Source organism: Streptomyces avermitilis MA-4680 = NBRC 14893 (assembly GCF_000009765.2).
Lineage (GTDB): Bacteria > Actinomycetota > Actinomycetes > Streptomycetales > Streptomycetaceae > Streptomyces > Streptomyces avermitilis.
The window spans coordinates 5,266,292-5,284,671 of the sequence record NC_003155.5; the positions used below are offsets into that span (position 1 = coordinate 5,266,292).

The following is an 18,380-nucleotide window of genomic DNA, read 5'->3' on the forward strand; positions in this document are numbered from 1 at the left end:
TAACTTACGGGCGTCTTATTTCGCGCCAACGCGCCCACGTTCGAGGGGGACCCCCAAGTGACCGTTCCGCCGCAGCCCCAGGGCCAGAACCCGTACGCTCAGCAGCCCGCCCCGCCCGAGGGTCAGCAGCCCGGCCAGCCGGGAGTTCCCCCGCAGCAGCCTTACGCGCCGTTCCCCAACCAGGGTGGACCGGTTCCGCCGCCGCCCGCGCCGGCCGGGCGTGCGGGCAAGAAGGTGATGCGCGTCCTCGGGATCATCGTCGTCGGCATAATCGTCATCGCCGTGAAGTTCGGCGCGGGCTGGTTCTTCAGCCGTAGCGATGCAGAGACCACCTCGGTGGGCGCGTGCATGCACAACGACGGCACGGACACCAACGCGGACCTCAACGAGGTCGACTGCTCTTCCGGCGACTCCCAGTACAAGGTCGTCGAGAAGTTCGACGACACCAGCGACGACAGCAAGTGCAAGGCCGTCAAGAGCTCCACGGTCTACTACGTCCAGTCGGGCGGCGGCCACAACGTGGTGCTCTGCCTCAAGGAGACCAAGTAACAACTAGGTCGACAGACGACGGAGGGGACGGTGTTTCACGTGAAACACCGTCCCCTCCGCGCATCCGGGGTCATGTTTCACGTGAAACATGACCCCGTTCCACAGCCCTCCACGGGCCTCAGTTCTGCTCGGCCCACCACTCCTTGAGCGCGGCCACCGCCGCGTCGTACTCCATCGGCCCGTTCTCCAGACGAAGTTCCAGCAGGAACTTGTACGCCTGACCGATGACCGGGCCGGGCCCGACGCCCAGAACCTCCATGATCTGGTTGCCGTCGAGGTCGGGACGGATCGCGTCCAGTTCCTCTTGTTCCTGGAGCTGGGCGATGCGCTCCTCCAGACCGTCGTACGCGCGGGACAGCGCGGCGGCCCTGCGCTTGTTGCGGGTCGTGCAGTCGGAGCGGGTCAGTTTGTGAAGACGGTCGAGGAGCGGGCCCGCGTCACGGACATAACGGCGCACGGCGGAGTCCGTCCACTCGCCCGTGCCGTAGCCGTGGAAGCGGAGGTGGAGTTCGACCAGCCGCGAGACGTCCTTCACCAGGTCGTTGGAGTACTTGAGCGCCGTCATCCGCTTCTTCGTCATCTTGGCGCCCACCACCTCGTGGTGATGGAAGGAGACCCGGCCGTCCTTCTCGAAGCGGCGCGTCCTCGGCTTGCCGATGTCGTGCAAGAGCGCGGCGAGCCTCAGCGTCAGGTCGGGGCCGTTCTCTTCCAGCGCGATCGCCTGCTCCAACACGATCAACGAGTGGTCGTAGACGTCCTTGTGCCGGTGATGCTCGTCACGTTCCAGCCGCAGCGCGGGCAGCTCCGGCAGGACGTGATCGGCGAGACCGGTGTCGACCAGCAGTGTCAGCCCCTTACGCGGGTGCGCGGACAGGACCAGCTTGTTCAGCTCGTCCCGTACCCGCTCCGCGGAGACGATGTCGATACGGCCGGCCATCTCCGTCATCGCCGTGACGACATCGGGGGCCACCTCGAAGTCGAGCTGCGCGGCGAAGCGCGCCGCCCGCATCATCCGCAGCGGGTCGTCCGAGAACGACTCCTCCGGGGTGCCCGGGGTGCGCAGAATGCGCGCGGCCAGGTCGTCGAGCCCACCGTGCGGGTCGATGAACTCCTTCTCGGGCAGTGCCACCGCCATCGCGTTGACCGTGAAGTCACGCCGGACGAGATCCTCCTCGATGGAGTCGCCGTACGACACCTCGGGCTTGCGTGAGGTGCGGTCGTACGCCTCCGACCGGTAGGTGGTCACCTCGATCTGGTAGCCCTCTTTCTGGGCCCCGACCGTGCCGAACGCGATCCCGACCTCCCACATGGCGTCCGCCCATGGACGGACGATCTTGAGTACGTCCTCGGGGCGGGCGTCGGTCGTGAAGTCCAGATCGTTGCCGAGCCGGCCGAGAAGGGCATCCCGCACCGAGCCGCCGACCAGGGCAAGCGAGAACCCGGCCTCCTGGAAGCGGCGGGCGAGCTCGTCGGCGACAGGGGACACCCGCAGCAGTTCACTCACCGCGCGGCGCTGCACCTGACTCAGGGCACTGGGGTTGTCTTCGTTGGCGTTCGGCACAACAGAAAAGGGTACGTGGCCGAGGCCACCGCGGGCGCCTCCATAAATCGCGCACGGACCCCGTCCCCGTGTACGAGCGCCGAACGGGCATCGACTACGAGCACATTCCGAGCACATAGCGGGACAGCCGGACCTTGCGCCCGATCTTGCGGAGCAGACCGCGGCACTTCCCCTCCGCGCACATCGTTACCATGCGTGGACGCACATTCCGACGACCACTGACGACGACGAGGGACGGGCGAGCGCGTGGCCGAGGCGGCAGACTTCCAAGGGATGAGTCCCTCACCTGCCCGCCGGTGGCTGAAGCGCACCGGCGCACTGCTCGCCGGAGCGCCTCTGCTGGCCGGCCTCCTCCAGCTGCCCGTGGCACCGTCCGCGTACGCCGCGGAGAAGGCCTCCCCGGCCGACGCTTCCGGATCCCGCACGGTCGACGTCTCCCTCGACTCGCTCAGCCCCAGCGTCCCCACCGACGGCGACACCGTCACCGTCTCGGGCACGGTCACGAACCACGGCAAGCAGACGATCACGGGCGCCCATGTGGGACTGCGGGTGAACGCGCCCCTGAGCGACCGCACGGCGATCACCGACGCCGCCGAGCGCAGGGGATACCAGCCGGGCGTGGACGGCGCCGAGATCGGCGGCAAGTACGTCGAGAAGTTCCCCCAGCTCGCCGCGGGCGTCTCACAGCACTTCGACATCTCCGTGCCCGTCAAGGAGCTGGACCTCGGTTCCGACGGGGTCTACCAGCTGGGCGTCTCGCTGTCCGGCCAGACCGCGGCTCAGCCGTGGGACCAGGTGCTCGGCATCCAGCGGACGTTCCTGCCCTGGCAGCCGGACGGCGCCGACCCGAAGACGAAGACCACCTACCTCTGGCCGCTGATCTCCACCGTCCACCAGACCGCGGAGACCGGCTCGAACGAACAGCAGACGCCCGTCTTCCGGAACGACGACCTGGCCAAGGAGATCTCCCCGGGCGGCCGCCTGGACCAGCTCCTGTCACTCGGCAAGGAACTCGACGTCACCTGGGTGATCGACCCCGACCTGCTCGCCTCAGTGGACGCGATGGCGGGCAGCTACAGCATCCAGAACGGGAACGGCAGCAAGACGGCGGGCAAGAACCAGGCGGTCGCCAAGCAGTGGCTCGCCGAACTGGAGAAGACGGTCGAGGACAAGGAGATCGTCGCCCTTCCCTTCGCCGACCCCGATCTCGCCTCGCTCGCGCACAACGGCAAGAACGTCACCGGCTCCCTGAGCCACCTGAAGGACGCCACGGACGTGGCGGCGAGCACCGTGGAGACCGTCCTCCATGTGAAGCCCAGCACGGACTTCGCCTGGCCCGCGGACGGTGCCGTCGACCCGTCGATCGTCAAGGTCGCCACCTCCGCGGGCGCCGACAAGGTGATCGCCCGCAGCGACAGCCTCAAGGAGACCGGCGGACTGTCCTACACGCCCTCCGCCGCCCGCCCCGTCGGCGGCGGCACCACGGCGGTCGTCGCGGACGCCCCCCTGTCCACGGCGTTCCAGGGCGACATGACCAAGGCCGACACCTCCACGCTCGCCGTGCAGCGATTCCTGGCCCAGAGCCTGATGATCAGCCTTCAGGATCCGGACAAGCAGCGCAGCATCGTCGTCGCCCCGCAGCGCATGCCGTCCGCGAGTCAGGCCCAGACGATGGCGCAGGCGCTGACGGCCCTCCAGGAAGGCAACTGGGCCCAGCCACAGGATCTGTCCGCGGCCGCGAAGGCCAAGCCGGACCCCGGCGCCACCACGCGGATCCCGTCCGCGTCCGCGTACCCCTCCTCGCTGCGCAAGCAGGAGCTGCCGCAGTCTGCGTTCGAAAAGATCGAGGCCATCCAGAGCAAGCTCGACAACTTCAAGGTGATCCTCACCGCCCCGCCCCGGGTCGTGACCCCCTTCGGGCGGGCCATAGACCGCGGCATCTCCGCCTCCTGGCGCGGCCGCGCCAGCGAGGCGGAGACCTTCCGCGAGGAGGTGGAGTCGTACCTCGACGTGCTCACCGAGCAGGTGAAGCTGATCGAGAAGTCCGACGCCAACCTGTCGGGCCGCAGTGCCACCATCCCCGTCACCGTGCAGAACAATCTGCTGCAAGGTGTCGAACACCTCGTGCTGCGTCTCAAGTCATCGAATCCGACTCGCCTCAAGATCGGCGACGGACCCTACGACGAGAAGCCCATCGCGGTCGCGGGCGGACACAGCCAGTCGGTGAAATTCACCACCTCCGCCAACGCCAACGGCCCCGTGACGGTCGTCGCCCAGCTCTTCACGGAGGACGGCCAGCCCTACGGCCCCGAGGTCGCCTTCGATGTGAAGGTCACCGAGGTCACGCCCACGGTGATGCTGGTCATCGCTGGTGGCGTCCTGCTCCTCGTGCTCGCCGGGTTCCGCATGTACACCCAGCGCAAGCGCGCCGCCGCCCGACGGACGGCGGAGGAACAGGAGGCCGGTCCGGGGGACGAGGGGCTGAACGAGGAACCCGAAGGCACCGTAGACACTGAGGACACCGAAGGCTCCACGGACGGTCCCCGGGACGAGTCCGGCACGGAGCCCGAGGCAGACGACCCGGAGCACCCGAGTGACCCGACACCGGACACCGCACCGGAAAGCGCCGACCCGTCCGGCACGGGTGAGAGAGTGGACCGTTGAGCGATGTCGTGGCCGGTGGGCCCGGGGACGATGAGGTGGGGTAACCATGAACGCGCCGTACGACGGTGACCGCGGCCAGGGCGCCGCGGGCAGCTCGGGGCACCCCGAGGGCCCGACGCCCGAGCCCGGCCAGGTGTCGCCGCAGCCCCCCGCGGACATGTACCTCCAGGACGCCTACGACCAGGACCCCTACCGGGCGCAGGACCTCTCCGCCCAGGACCCGGTCGCCGAGGCGCTCTACGACCGTGCCGCGCACCCCCCGCCGCCTCCGGGCGCGTACCAGCCGCAGCAGCCGCTCTACACGCAGCCGCCCACGTCGCAGTACGCCCCCGATCCGCGGGTGTGGGCCCAGACGCCGGCGCCCGAACCCGAAGGGCCGACGCAGTACCTGCCGTACGGCGACGACCCTCGTACGACCCAGTTCGTGGGTGTCGACGACCTGGTCACACAGGCCGGTGAGGAGCGCCACGAGCCGGACGCCTTCGCCCATCTCTTCCGCGACCAGCAGCAGGGCGGCGGACACCCGCGCACCGAGTCCCCGGCGGTCCCCGGTCCGTCTCCGGAGCCGTCCGCCGCGGGTCAGGGACCGGTGGCACAGGCCCAGGCGCCGGCGTCCGAGCAGACGATGCAGCTCACCCCCACAGCCGCTCCCACAGCCGCTCCGGCCGCCGCCCCGAAGAAGGGCGGGCGTGCCTCAGGTCTGCTGAAGTCGAGCGCGGTCATGGCGGCGGGCACGCTGGTGTCCCGGCTCACCGGCTTCGTCCGGTCCGCACTCATCGTCTCCGCGCTGGGCGTCGGCCTGCTCGGAGACACCTTCCAGGTCGCGTACCAGCTGCCGACCATGATCTACATCCTGACCGTGGGTGGCGGCCTCAACTCCGTCTTCGTGCCGCAGCTCGTGCGCGCCATGAAGGAGGACGACGATGGCGGCGAGGCATTCGCCAACCGCCTGCTGACCCTCGTGATGGTGGCCCTCGGCGCACTCACCGCGCTCGCGGTCTTCGCCGCGCCGCTCCTGATCCGCCTGCTGTCCGACTCGGTCGCCAGCGATCCGGCGGCCAACCAGGTCGGCATCACCTTCGTCCGCTACTTCCTGCCCTCGATCTTCTTCATGGGCATCCACGTGGTGATGGGCCAGGTTCTGAACGCGCGAGGCAAGTTCGGCGCGATGATGTGGACCCCGGTCCTCAACAACATCGTCATCATCATCACGCTCGGCATGTTCATCGGGGTGTACGGCTCCGCGGCGAGCTCCGGGATGAAGGTCACGACCATCCCGCCGGAGGGAGAGCGGCTCCTCGGCGTCGGTGTCCTCCTCGGCCTCGTCGTGCAGGCCCTCGCGATGATCCCGTATCTGCGCGAGACCGGATTCCGGCTGCGGCTGCGCTTCGACTGGAAGGGCCACGGCCTCGGCAAGGCAGCGATGCTCGCCAAGTGGACCGTGCTCTTCGTCCTCGCCAACCAGGCGGGCGCCCTCGTCGTCACCCAGCTGTCCACCGCGGCGGGCAAGGACTCTCCCGTCGACGGCACCGGCTTCGCGGCCTACGCCAACGCCCAGCTCATCTGGGGCCTGCCGCAGGCCATCATCACCGTGTCCCTGATGGCCGCCCTGCTGCCGAGACTCTCGCGCTCGGCCCACGAGGGCGACGCCGGCGCTGTCCGCGACGACATCTCCCAGGGGCTGCGCACCACGGCCGTCGCGATCGTGCCCGTCTCCTTCGGCTTCGTCGCACTCGGCATTCCGATGTGCACCCTGATCTTCGGTTCCTCGGGCACCAGCGAAGCCACGAACATGGGCTACATGCTGATGGCCTTCGGCCTCGGCCTGATCCCGTACTCCGTGCAGTACGTCGTGCTCCGCGCCTTCTACGCCTACGAGGACACCCGCACGCCCTTCTACAACACGGTCATCGTGGCCGCCGTGAACGCCGGCGCCTCGGCCCTGTGCTTCTTCCTGCTCCCGGGCCGGTGGGCCGTGGTCGGCATGGCGGCCTCGTACGGTCTCGCGTACGCGATCGGTGTCGGCGTCGCCTGGAACCGGCTGGGCAAGCGGCTCGGCGGCGACCTGGACGGCGCCCGCGTCCTGCGGACGTACGCGCGTCTCGGCATCGCCTCGTTGCCGGCGGCACTGCTCAGCGGTGCGGCCTGCTACGGCGTCGGTCAGACGCTGGGCCAGGGTGTCGGTGGGTCGTTCGTCGCCCTTCTCGGCGGCGGAGCCGTACTGCTCGGCGTCTTCTACGTAGCTGCGCGGAAGATGCGCATCGAGGAGCTCAACTCAATGGTCGGTATGGTTCGCGGGCGCCTGGGGCGCTGAGGCGGGGGTACGCGCACAACCATCGTCCGCCACCGTGTGTCGTGCATAGCGGCGGACTGTGGGCACAATTGGTTTCTGCGTCGGACAGCGCGCAACGGATGGGGAGGCAGGGACGACGGTGGCGGAACGGAGCACGGCTGCCGTCGACGTGGCAGACAACAGCGGCGATGAGCCGCTGACCGCCAAGGCGGACCAGTCCACGTCCGACGGGGTGGCCCAGAACCGGGAGCGGGACACGGACAGCAAAGAGGCACAGGGGAGCGGCGGGACCGAGAGTCCCGGAAAGGCCTCACCGCCCGAACTGCACAGCGGGCACAAACTCGCCAGACGCTACCGTCTCGAAGAGTGCGTCACCCGTCTGGACGGTTTCAGCAGTTGGCGTGCCGTGGACGAGAAGCTGCGTCGCGCCGTCGGCGTGCATCTGCTGCCCGCCGATCACACGCGCGCCCGCTCCGTGCTGGCCGCGGCCCGCTCGTCGGCGCTGCTCGGCGACCCGCGCTTCGTGCAGGTCCTGGACGCCGTCGACGAGAACGATCTCGTCTATGTGGTGCACGAGTGGCTGCCCGACGCCACGGAGCTGACCACGCTGCTGGCCTCGGGCCCGCTGGAGGTGCACGAGGCCTACCAGATGGTCACCCAGGTTTCCCAGGCCATGGCCGCCGCACACCGCGAGGGCCTTTCGCATCTGCGGCTGAACCCGGGTGCCGTGCTGCGCACCTCGTCCGGGCAGTGGCGTATCCGCGGGCTCGCCGTGAACGCCGCGCTGCGCGGCATCAGTTCCGACACCCCGCAGCGCACTGACACGGAAGCGATCGGCGCGCTCCTGTACGCCGCGCTCACCCAGCGCTGGCCGTACGAGAGCGACGCATACGGTCTCTCCGGGCTGCCCAAGGGCGTGGGGCTCATCGCTCCCGACCAGGTGCGGGCCGGCGTCCACCGGGGTCTGTCGGAGCTCGCCATGCGCGCGCTCGTCAACGACGGTGCGACCGCCTCACGTCAGGAGCCGCCGTGCACCACGCCGGAGGAACTGGTGAAGGCGATCAGCGAGATGCCGCGCATCCGCCCGCCGGAGCCCGCGTTCACCGCCCCGCCGGAGTACCAGCGCACGACGTACCAGCAGGGCACGTACGGCCGCCAGATGCCGCGTCCGGGTGTCACACAGGCCATTCCGGCCCCGCCGCCCCCGCTGCAGAGCCGTACCGGAAAGGCTCTCAAGTGGGCTGTCTCCGGGCTGCTCATCGCCGCGCTGGGCCTGGGCAGCTGGCAGCTCGCGGAAGTCTTGATGGACCACCGCAAGTCCGACGACACCGGACCGACGCACACGACGGACGGCAACGACAAGGGCGGCAGCAAGACCACACCTCTGAAGCCGATCACCATCCAGGATGCGCAGGAGTACTACCCGGACGGGAAGCCGCAGCACGCCAAGGACGTGGGGCTCACCTACGACGGTGACAGCTCCACCTACTGGCGCACCTACTCGTACAACGGCGGGCCGGTGCTGGCGCCGTTCAAGCAGGGTGTGGGCATCGTCTACGACCTGGGATCCGCGCGGAGCCTGTCGGCGGCCTCAATAGGGCTGAACTACGGCGGCAATCACACCACGGTGTCGCTGTACGCGGCCGACTCACTCTCGTCGTCGGCCCCACTCAGCTCCATGAAGAAGATCGACGGCGCCGATGCCACGACCTCCGGTCGGCAACTGAAGATCTCCGCTGCCAAGGCGGTGAAGACGCGGTATGTGCTTGTGTGGATCACCGCAGCCCCCTACTCGGGCAAGGACGAGTACAGCGGCGCCGGCTACAAGCAAGCGATCACCGATGTGAAGTTCACTGGCTGACAGCTCGTCGATGACGGGGAGGGGGTCCGATGGCCGATGAGGCCGCGTACGGCACCGCAAGCGATCAGGACCTCCTCTCCCGCCATGTGGCGGGCGACCCCGAGGCCTTCGGGGAACTCGTGCGCCGCCACCGCGACCGGCTGTGGGCGGTGGCGCTGCGGACGCTGGGGGACCGCGAGGAGGCCGCTGACGCCGTCCAGGACGCGCTGGTCTCCGCCTACCGGGCCGCCCACACCTTCCGCGGCCAGTCGGCCGTCACAACGTGGCTGCACCGCATCACGGTGAATGCCTGCCTGGACCGCGCCCGCAAGGCCGCCTCCAGGAAGACGTCCCCCGTCGACGACACCGAACGCCTGGAACAACTCCTGGAGCCGCACGAGTCCGCATCCGCCCCCGCCGAGCGCAACGATCTGCATCGCGAGCTGATGGAGGCACTGGGTACTCTGCCGGCCGACCAGCGAGCCGCCCTCGTCCTCGTGGACATGCAGGGCTACCCGGTGGCTGAGGCGGCCCGCATCCTCGACGTACCGACAGGGACGGTGAAGAGCCGCTGTGCGCGCGGCAGAGCCAGACTTCTGCCGCTGCTCACCCATCTCCGCGCGGAGAGCGGCGGCGAGGCCGGTAAGAAGTCGGCCGGCGGAAGGAACCGGACGCAGGGTGCATCCGTCCCACCGGCAGCGGGACCACATGATGCAGGGCCAAGCGATTCAGCTGCTGTGAAGGGCGGAGGTGGGCGAGCGTGACATCCACGACCGACACGGCCGGACACCCAGAAGTCGAGGAGATCTCGGACCTCACCGAAGGCCTTCTTCCGCCTTCCCGTACCGCGGATGTGCGTCGGCATCTGGACGACTGCGTCCTCTGTGCCGACGTCTACGACTCTCTGGAGGAGATCCGCGGGCTGCTGGGTACGCTGCCGACCCCGGCTCGTATGCCCGACGACGTAGCGGGGCGCATCGACGCGGCGCTCGCCGCAGAGGCCCTGTTGGACTCCTCCGCACCCGCCCTCGACTCCGGGGTCGCTGCTCCTGCGGAGTCCGCGACCGCTCATGTTTCACGTGAAACATCGGCCGCCACTCCGGCCGACCGCCCCACTGGTCGTCCTCGAGCGGCGACCGGCCCCGGCCGTACGAACGTCAGGCGCCGTGGTCGCCGCCGGATCGCCCTCGGCGCGGTCTTCACCGCCGCCGCTCTGGGGCTGGGGACACTGTGGGTACAGACGCTGAATGACGACACCGGGAAGACCTCCGGTCCCTCGGCACTTCACACCGATGCGGCGCACACCTACTCCGACGGCAAACTGGGGAGTCAGGTCGCGGACCTGCTCTCCACAAAGAAGGCCGGTGGCCGCACCGGGAGCGGCAAGCCGTCGATGGGTATCGAGTCCGACTCCACAGGGGCTACGGGCATGAAGCCGAACAACACCTTCGGGACCGCCACGGTGAAGGTGCCCACCTGCATCGAGCGGGCCATCCCCGATGACCACGTGCTGCTCGCCGCAGACAAGGGTGTCTACGAGGGAGTCGGCGTCTATCTCCTGGTGACCCCGGACTCCTCCGACAGCACGCGCGTCGCGGCCTACGTCGTCGATGCCGCCTGCACGAAGCAGGCCTCGCCAGCCCCCGGCAAGGTTCTGCTGAAGCGCTCGTACGCGCGGTCCTGAGCCCAGCCGCGTCGAATCGCTCTCTTCCCAGGCGCCCCATGGCATCTGTGTGCGGCGCCCCATCTCCGTGTGCCCGGACACACCGGGAATGCTGGCCCCTTAGGATCCGTTGGGTGGGGTGAGAGTTCTGAGAGAGGCTCCCACCGGTAGTACGAAGCAGTCTCCAGAGACGAGGAATCAAGCCGTGAGCGACGTCCGTAACGTGATCATCATCGGTTCAGGGCCCGCCGGCTACACGGCGGCGCTGTACACCGCACGCGCGTCGCTGAAGCCGCTGGTGTTCGAGGGCGCCGTCACCGCGGGCGGCGCGCTGATGAACACCACCGAGGTGGAGAACTTCCCCGGCTTCCAGGACGGCATCATGGGCCCCGAGCTCATGGACAACATGCGCGCGCAGGCCGAGCGCTTCGGTGCCGAGCTGGTTCCGGACGACGTCGTCGCCGTCGACCTGACGGGCGAGATCAAGACCGTCACGGACACCGCGGGCACCGTGCACCAGGCCAAGGCAGTCATCGTCACCACCGGCTCGCAGCACCGCAAGCTGGCCCTGCCCAACGAGGACGCTCTCTCCGGACGCGGCGTCTCCTGGTGCGCCACCTGTGACGGCTTCTTCTTCAAGGGCCAGGACATCGCCGTGATCGGCGGCGGCGACACCGCGATGGAGGAGGCCACCTTCCTCTCGCGCTTCGCCAAGTCCGTGACGATCGTCCACCGCCGGGACACGCTGCGCGCCTCCAAGGCGATGCAGGAGCGTGCCTTCGCCGACCCCAAGATCAAGTTTGTCTGGGACAGCGAGGTCGCGGAGATCAAGGGCGACCCGAAGCTGGCCGGCCTGTCGCTGCGGAACCTCAAGACCGGTGAGATCTCCGAGCTGCCGGTGACGGGGCTGTTCATCGCGATCGGCCACGACCCGCGCACCGAGCTCTTCAAGGGTCAGCTCGACCTGGACGAGGAGGGCTACCTCAAGGTCGACGCGCCCTCGACCCGGACGAACCTGAGCGGTGTCTTCGGCGCCGGCGATGTCGTCGACCACACCTACCGCCAGGCGATCACCGCGGCCGGCACCGGCTGCTCCGCCGCCCTGGACGCCGAGCGCTTCCTGTCCGCGCTCGCGGCCGCCGAGGACGCCGCGGAGCCCGAGAAGACCACTGTCTGACCCCCTTCCCGCCCCACCGCATCACCAAGTTAAGGAGCCCGCCGTGGCCGGCACCCTGAAGAATGTGACCGACGACTCCTTTGAGCAGGACGTCCTCAAGAGCGACAAGCCCGTCCTGGTGGACTTCTGGGCCGCCTGGTGCGGTCCGTGCCGCCAGATCGCGCCGTCGCTCGAGGCAATCGCCTCCGAGTACGGCGACAAGATCGAGATCGTCAAGCTCAACATCGACGAGAACCCGGGCACGGCCGCCAAGTACGGCGTCATGTCCATCCCCACCCTGAACGTCTACCAGGGTGGCGAGGTCGCCAAGACCATCGTCGGTGCGAAGCCGAAGGCCGCGATCGTGCGTGACCTCGAGGACTTCATCGCCGAGTAGTGCGCCGCCGCACACAGGCGGCGGATGTTTCACGTGAAACACGAATGGGCCAACCCTTCCGGGTTGGCCCATTCGCATGAGGGCCGTCGGCAGAGAAAGCACGCGTCCTCGACCACCGAGGAGCGACAGGGGCCATCGGTCACAGCGGGCGCAGGGCGGGTTCCTTCTGTACGGCTCCCAGGAGACGGTCGAGCGCCAACTCCACGTCTTCCTTCCAGGAGAGCGTCGTCCGCAGTTCCAGCCTCAGCCGCGGGTAAGTCGGGTGCGGTCGTACCGTCTTGAAGCCCACCGCCAGCAGATGGTCCGCGGGCAGAACACACGCCGTCTCTTTCCAGTGGGCATCACCGAAGGCCTCGATCGCCTTGAAGCCCCGACGCAGCAAATCCTTGGCGACCGTCTGGACCATCACACGGCCCAGCCCCTGCCCTTGGTATCCCGGCATGATGAAGGCGGTCATGAGCTGAACCGCGTCGGGCGACACCGGGCTTGTGGGGAACGCCGTGGAGCGGGGGACATAGGCCGGGGGCGCGTACAGCACAAAGCCCACCGGGACGTCGTCCACGTAGACCACACGGCCGCAGGATCCCCAGTCCAGAAGGACTGCAGAGATCCACGCCTCCTTCTCCAGTGCGGACGTACCCGCCTTTACCGCGGCCTCGCCGCTGACGGGGTCCAATTCCCAGAAGACACACGCGCGACAGCGCTTGGGAAGGTCCGGAAGGTTGTCCAGCGTGAGCGGTACGAGCCGGCGCCCCATGAAGGCAGTTCCTCGCTTCCTTCGCCCGCAGCGTCGCGGGCGGCCGTCAGAGCGCTCCGCTCCCTGAGGAGGCTGCCGACGAAGCCGCCGACCGCCCCGAGGCCCAGGCCAGCGGTCACCAGTCCGGTACGGCTCACGGTTCGCATGGCCCCCGCCTCCCCAATCACGGTGCCGTCAGGTGGATGCGCCATACCCGAAAGCATCGTATCCACGATGCGATTCCATCGATACCGTCTCAAAGCAAAGAGCGGACCGTGTTCCGGTACACACCGGACACGATCCGCTCTGGTGGTCGGCCGATAGGGAAAACCGTCCTGCCACCCGGCGACTCAGCTCTCCGTCTCCTCGGAGTCGTCCTCCGAGAGAACCTGCTGAAGAACCGGCCCCTCACCGGGGGCGAGGGAGCTGAGGATGCGCTGCAGGTCGTCCATCGAGGCGAACTCGACGACGATCTTCCCCTTCTTCTGGCCGAGGTCGACCTTCACCCGGGTTTCGAAGCGGTCCGAGAGCCGAGTCGCGAGTTCACTCAGCGCCGGGGAGAGCCGGGTACCGGCGCGCGGTCCCTTGGAGCGCGGAGCCGTCTGCGGACGCGATCCCATGAGGGTCACGATCTCCTCGACGGCCCGTACCGAAAGTCCCTCGGCCACGATCCGGTGAGCCAGGCGGTCCTGCTCCTCGGAGTCCTCGACGGACAGAAGAGCCCGTGCATGCCCCGCCGACAGCACCCCGGCGGCGACCCGGCGCTGGACTGCGGGAGAGAGCTTCAACAGACGCAGGGTGTTGGAGACCTGCGGACGGGACCGGCCGATGCGGTCCGCCAGCTGGTCGTGCGTGCAGTTGAAGTCCTTGAGGAGCTGGTCGTAGGCGGCAGCCTCTTCCAGCGGGTTCAGCTGGGCACGGTGCAGGTTCTCCAGCAGCGCGTCCAGGAGGAGCTTCTCGTCATCGGTGGCCCGCACGATCGCCGGGATGGCATCCAGCCCCGCCTCACGGCAGGCCCGCCAGCGCCGCTCGCCCATGATGAGCTCGTAGCGCGCCGGACCCACCTGCCGTACGACGACGGGCTGCAGCAGGCCGACCTCCTTGATGGAGGTGACAAGCTCCGCGAGCGCATCCTCGTCGAAGACCTCACGGGGCTGCCGTGAGTTCGGAGTGATGGCGTCGAGGGGCAGCTCGGCGAAGTGGGCGCCGACCGGCGCCGCGGGCGCCTCCCCGAATCCGTTCGATGACAGCTCGTCTGTTTCATGTGAAACAGGCGGGAGCGTAGCCACCTTCGCGGCCGCCACCCCTCGCTCCGCGGTCAGTACCGGCACCGCTGCCGGCGACGTGGACCCACCACCGCTTGCCGCAGCAGGAACTGCCGCCTTCTCCCCTGTCGGGGCTGCCGGGATCAGTGCGCCGAGACCACGGCCCAACCCCCTCCGTCGCTCGCTCACTGGATCCCCTCCACCATGCTCTGTTCGTTCTCTGCGCCCAGGTGGGCATGCTGCGCGTCGTAGGCCACACCGACGCCGCGCAGTGCGATCTCTCGTGCCGCCTCAAGATACGAGAGGGCACCGCTCGATCCCGGATCGTAGGTCAGCACCGTCTGCCCGTAACTCGGCGCCTCCGAGATGCGGACCGAGCGCGGAATGCTCGTCCGCAGCACCTCTTCGCCGAAGTGGCTGCGTACCTCGTCCGCGACCTGGGACGCGAGACGCGTCCGGCCGTCGTACATGGTGAGCAGGATGGTCGACACGTGCAGGTCGGGATTGAGGTGCCCCCGTACCAGGTCGACGTTGCGCAGCAGCTGGCCCAGGCCCTCCAATGCGTAGTACTCGCACTGGATCGGGATAAGGACCTCCGCGCCGGCGACCAGCGCGTTGACGGTCAGCAGTCCGAGCGACGGCGGGCAGTCGATGAGGATGTAGTCCAGCGGCTGCTCGTACGCCTGGATCGCCCGCTCCAGCCGACTCTCTCGGGCCACCAGGGACACCAGCTCGATCTCCGCACCGGCGAGATCGATCGTGGCGGGGGCACAGAAGAGGCCTTCGACATCGGGGACCGGCTGGACGACTTCCGAGAGTGGCTTGCTGTCGATCAACACGTCGTAGATGGAAGGAACCTCGGCGTGGTGGTCGATTCCCAGCGCGGTGGAGGCATTGCCCTGAGGGTCGAGGTCGATCACCAGGACGCGTCCGCCATGCAGGGCAAGCGAAGCGGCAAGGTTGACCGTGGTCGTGGTCTTGCCCACGCCGCCCTTCTGGTTGGCGACCACCATGACTCGGGTCTGCTCGGGCCGTGGCAGGCCCTCGCCGGCCCGGCCCAGTGCTTCCACCGCAAGTTGGGCAGCACGACCGATGGGAGTGTCGTCCATCGGGGGCGGTGTTTCACGTGAAACATCCTCCCCCATCGACTCGGTACGGGGACCGGGGACCGGATCGGTCATCGGTCCCGCGATGTTGGCGTCGGACCGCAACGATTCACTCTCCTCGACTTCAGGCTCGCAATGAACAGAGCCTCCCATGCCTTCGGGGTCGTGAACCAGCGAGGCCCGTTGTTCTGTGGAGAAATCCACCTCTGTGGACAACTCCGTGCCCTCCACGGGTGACAAAGTCCCGCCGGAAGCGGAGTCTTCTCCGAGAGATCCGAGGGGCTTGCGGTCGCGGGGTTCGGCCGCGGCCCGACCTCGACTGATGATGCCGTGCAGCAATGAGCGACGTTTCACGTGAAACACGATGCACAGCGCTCACGGCCGAACCCTGGCGACACTCCGGCATGCGTAGGTTTGGCAGCTTGTGTGGAGTACGTCTCGTCGTCAGGACGGATCAGCGCCGTCGACGCGTCCGTCCTGTCCGTGCCGCCTTGGCTCGCTTCGCTGCGAAGCGCACACCACCGGGGCTCTCCCCGACCTCGACACGCACCACGGTTGACAGCGGATCCACGACACCCTCACCCACATGCAGTACGGACGTCTCCACGGCGCCGAGCTTGCTCAGAGCCGTGGCGGCGCTCTTCAGCTCCTCCTCCGCCGTGTCGCCCTTGAGGGCAAGCATCTCTCCGTACGGACGCAGCAGCGGGATGCCCCAGGTGGCCAGGCGATCCAGCGGAGCCACGGCACGCGCGGTCACGACATGGACGGGGGGAATCTTGCCCATGACCTCCTCGGCGCGGCCACGGATGACCGTCACGTGGTCGAGGCCCAGGAGCTCCACGACCTCGGTGAGGAAGTTCGTACGACGCAGCAGGGGTTCGAGCAGCGTGATCTTGAGGTCCTCCCGGACGAGCGCCAGTGGAATGCCGGGCAGCCCGGCGCCGGAGCCCACGTCGCACACCGTCACGCCTTCGGGCACGACCTCGGAGAGCACCGCGCAGTTCAGCAGGTGCCTCTCCCACAGCCGGGGCACCTCGCGAGGGCCGATCAGGCCGCGCTGCACTCCCGCCTCGGCCAGCAGCTCCGCGTACCGGACCGCGTCCGCGAACCGATCACCGAATACCTCGCGTGCCTGCTCGGGCGCAGGGGGAAGCTCCGCTGCCTCCGTCACGGGGACCGTCCTTCCGTACCGCATAAGCGCACTGAGCGCTGACCACCAGGACTATCAGGAACCATCAGCTGCCCGGGTTCCACGGCTTCGGGGACTACCAGGCTGACAAACTTCGGCCCCGCCTGCGCAACAGACGGGGCCGGAGGAACGTACGTACCGAATCAGGCGGGAAGCACGACGACGAAGCGCTGCGGCTCCTCGCCCTCGGACTCGCTCCGCAGCCCCGCGGCCTTGACCGCGTCGTGGACCACCTTGCGCTCGAAGGGCGTCATCGGCTTCAGCTTCACGGGCTCGCCAGAGCTCTTGACCTCGGCCGCGGCCTTGGCGCCGAGCTCCGAGAGCTCCTCGCGCTTCTTGGCGCGGTAGCCCGCGATGTCCAGCATCAGACGGCTGCGGTCGCCGGTCTCCCGGTTCACGGCAAGGCGCGTGAGCTCCTGGAGCGCCTCCAGCACCTCACCGTCCCGGCCGACCAGCTTCTGCAGGTCACGGCCGCCGGTGTCACTGATGATCGAGACAGCGGCACGGTCGGCCTCGACGTCCATGTCGATGTCGCCGTCGAGGTCGGCGATGTCCAGCAGACCCTCGAGGTAGTCCGCCGCGATCTCGCCTTCCTGCTCCAGGCGGGTCAGGGTGTCGCCACCCTCGGTGGCGGCGGAGGTGGTGCCTTCCGTCACGGGATGGACTCCTTCTTACTTCTTGGACGGGGACTTGGGCCGCTGCGGACCCTTGCGCTGTCCGGACTGGGCCTTGCTGCGGGTACCGGTGCTGGGCTTGTTTGCGCCGCCGGCCGGCTTGGCGGCGGGCTTGGCGTCGTCCGGTTCATCGGACTTGCTCAGCGACAAAGGGGTGCTCTTCGGCTCGGACTCGCCGGCGGCCTTCGCGCTGCCCGACTGGCGCTGGGACTTGCTCTGCCGCTTGGGCTGCTGCCGCCGGGGAGCGCCACCGGTCGTCTGCGTACCGTCCTCGGTCTCGGCGACGGCGGTAGCCTCGCCCTTCCCGATGGTGCCGTCGGACTGGGCCGCCAGGCCCGCCTTGGTCAGAGCGTTGATGAACTTGCGCTCGAACTCGTTGCGGTCGCGCCCCTTGGCGACGATCGCCTTGACGACGGCCCTCTGGCCGCGGCTGCGGGTCTTGCCGTGGTGCAGGACGTGCTTCTGCAGACGCTCCAGGAACGCGGCCTGGGCCTTGGAGCCCGGAGTCGGGTTGTTGCGGATGACGTACATCTGCTGGCCCATGGTCCACACGTTGGTGGTCAGCCAGTAGACGAGGACACCGACCGGGAAGTTGATGCCGAAGATGGCGAACATGACCGGGAAGACGTACATCAGCATCTTCTGCTGCTGCATGAACGGCGTCTTCACCGTGGTGTCGACGTTCTTCGTCATCAGCTGGCGCTGCGTGTAGAACTGCGACGCCGACATCAGGACGATCATGATCGCGGTGACGACCCGGACGTCCATCAGGGTGGCGCCGAGCTGAGTGACCTTGTCCGCGCTGTCGGTGAACTTCGCCGCGAGCGGGGCGCCGAAGATGTGCGCCTTACGGGCGCTCGCCAGCAGCTGATCGTCGATGACGCCGATCGTCTTGCCGGTCGCGATGCCGTTGAGCACGTGGTAGAGGGCGAAGAAGAACGGGGACTGCGCCAGGATGGGAAGGCACGAGGAGAGCGGGTTGGTACCCGACTCCTTGTACAGCTTCATCATCTCTTCGGACTGGCGCTGCTTGTCGTTCTTGTAGCGCTCCTGGATCTTCTTCATCTCGGGCTGCAGGGTCTGCATGGCCCGGGTCGCCTTGATCTGCTTCACGAAGAGCGGGATCAGGCAGATGCGGATCAGGATCACCAGGGACACGATGGACAGGCCCCAGGCCCAGCCCGTGTCGGCACCGAAGACCTTCCCGTACACCGAGTGGAACTGGACGATGACCCAGGAAACGGGAATCGTGATGAAGCTGAAGAGGCTGGCAATCGTGTCCACTAA

Annotated in this window: 15 protein-coding genes; 8 read left to right on the forward strand and 7 right to left on the reverse strand. The window is 68.2% G+C overall.

Features of this window, described 5'->3' with window-relative positions; all coding sequences use genetic code 11:
• Positions 1-57: 57 nt before the first annotated feature.
• Entirely contained in the window at positions 58-549 is a 492-nt protein-coding gene (locus SAVERM_RS22220; RefSeq protein WP_010985723.1) for an LppU/SCO3897 family protein, read from the forward strand.
• A 118-nt stretch (positions 550-667) separates the two neighbouring features.
• Here SAVERM_RS22220 and SAVERM_RS22225 read toward each other — a convergent pair whose 3' ends face one another.
• Positions 668-2,110, reverse strand: a complete 1,443-nt coding sequence (locus SAVERM_RS22225) for a CCA tRNA nucleotidyltransferase (RefSeq protein WP_010985724.1) — start codon at positions 2,108-2,110, stop codon at positions 668-670.
• A 246-nt stretch (positions 2,111-2,356) separates the two neighbouring features.
• Between SAVERM_RS22225 and SAVERM_RS22230 the strand changes: the two genes are divergently transcribed.
• The 7 genes from SAVERM_RS22230 to trxA all read left to right on the forward strand — a co-directional run bounded on the left by SAVERM_RS22230 (position 2,357) and on the right by trxA (position 12,123).
• Positions 2,357-4,774 carry a DUF6049 family protein gene (locus SAVERM_RS22230; RefSeq protein ID WP_010985725.1) on the forward strand — a complete coding sequence of 806 codons (2,418 nt, stop codon included), beginning with the start codon at positions 2,357-2,359 and terminating at the stop codon, positions 4,772-4,774.
• A 46-nt stretch (positions 4,775-4,820) separates the two neighbouring features.
• On the forward strand, positions 4,821-7,088 hold the full coding sequence (gene murJ, locus SAVERM_RS22235) for a murein biosynthesis integral membrane protein MurJ (protein ID WP_010985726.1): 2,268 nt from the start codon (positions 4,821-4,823) through the stop codon (positions 7,086-7,088).
• A gap of 118 nt (positions 7,089-7,206) precedes the next feature.
• Complete coding sequence (locus tag SAVERM_RS22240; protein WP_010985727.1) at positions 7,207-8,928, forward strand: protein kinase family protein; 1,722 nt, start codon at positions 7,207-7,209, stop codon at positions 8,926-8,928.
• Between the two features lie 29 nt (positions 8,929-8,957).
• On the forward strand, positions 8,958-9,671 hold the full coding sequence (gene sigM, locus SAVERM_RS22245) for an RNA polymerase sigma factor SigM (RefSeq protein WP_010985728.1): 714 nt from the start codon (positions 8,958-8,960) through the stop codon (positions 9,669-9,671).
• Entirely contained in the window at positions 9,668-10,591 is a 924-nt protein-coding gene (locus SAVERM_RS22250; protein WP_010985729.1) for an anti-sigma factor family protein, read from the forward strand. Before sigM ends, SAVERM_RS22250 begins: the two co-directional genes overlap by 4 nt.
• 184 nt (positions 10,592-10,775) lie before the next feature.
• Positions 10,776-11,747, forward strand: coding sequence for a thioredoxin-disulfide reductase (gene trxB, locus SAVERM_RS22255; RefSeq protein ID WP_010985730.1), 972 nt, complete (start codon positions 10,776-10,778; stop codon positions 11,745-11,747).
• Positions 11,748-11,790: 43 nt separating this feature from the next.
• Complete coding sequence (gene trxA, locus SAVERM_RS22260) at positions 11,791-12,123, forward strand: thioredoxin (RefSeq protein ID WP_010985731.1); 333 nt, start codon at positions 11,791-11,793, stop codon at positions 12,121-12,123.
• A gap of 139 nt (positions 12,124-12,262) precedes the next feature.
• Here the strand turns inward: trxA and SAVERM_RS22265 are convergent, their stop codons facing one another.
• The 6 genes from SAVERM_RS22265 to yidC form a co-directional block, all read right to left on the reverse strand.
• Positions 12,263-12,880 (reverse strand): GNAT family N-acetyltransferase, encoded by a 618-nt coding sequence (locus SAVERM_RS22265; protein ID WP_010985732.1) that lies wholly within the window; start codon positions 12,878-12,880, stop codon positions 12,263-12,265.
• A gap of 329 nt (positions 12,881-13,209) precedes the next feature.
• Positions 13,210-14,313, reverse strand: a complete 1,104-nt coding sequence (locus SAVERM_RS22270) for a ParB/RepB/Spo0J family partition protein (protein ID WP_010985733.1) — start codon at positions 14,311-14,313, stop codon at positions 13,210-13,212.
• On the reverse strand, positions 14,310-15,383 hold the full coding sequence (locus SAVERM_RS22275; RefSeq protein WP_010985734.1) for a ParA family protein: 1,074 nt from the start codon (positions 15,381-15,383) through the stop codon (positions 14,310-14,312). The genes SAVERM_RS22270 and SAVERM_RS22275 overlap by 4 nt, the downstream gene beginning before the upstream one ends.
• A 301-nt stretch (positions 15,384-15,684) precedes the next feature.
• The gene (rsmG, locus tag SAVERM_RS22280) at positions 15,685-16,401 is read right to left on the reverse strand and encodes a 16S rRNA (guanine(527)-N(7))-methyltransferase RsmG (RefSeq protein ID WP_037647725.1); all 717 of its coding nucleotides are present in this window, start codon (positions 16,399-16,401) and stop codon (positions 15,685-15,687) included.
• Positions 16,402-16,562: 161 nt separating this feature from the next.
• On the reverse strand, positions 16,563-17,075 hold the full coding sequence (locus SAVERM_RS22285) for a Jag family protein (protein ID WP_010985736.1): 513 nt from the start codon (positions 17,073-17,075) through the stop codon (positions 16,563-16,565).
• Between the two features lie 15 nt (positions 17,076-17,090).
• Positions 17,091-18,377 carry a membrane protein insertase YidC gene (yidC, locus tag SAVERM_RS22290; protein ID WP_010985737.1) on the reverse strand — a complete coding sequence of 429 codons (1,287 nt, stop codon included), beginning with the start codon at positions 18,375-18,377 and terminating at the stop codon, positions 17,091-17,093.
• Positions 18,378-18,380 lie beyond the last annotated feature (3 nt).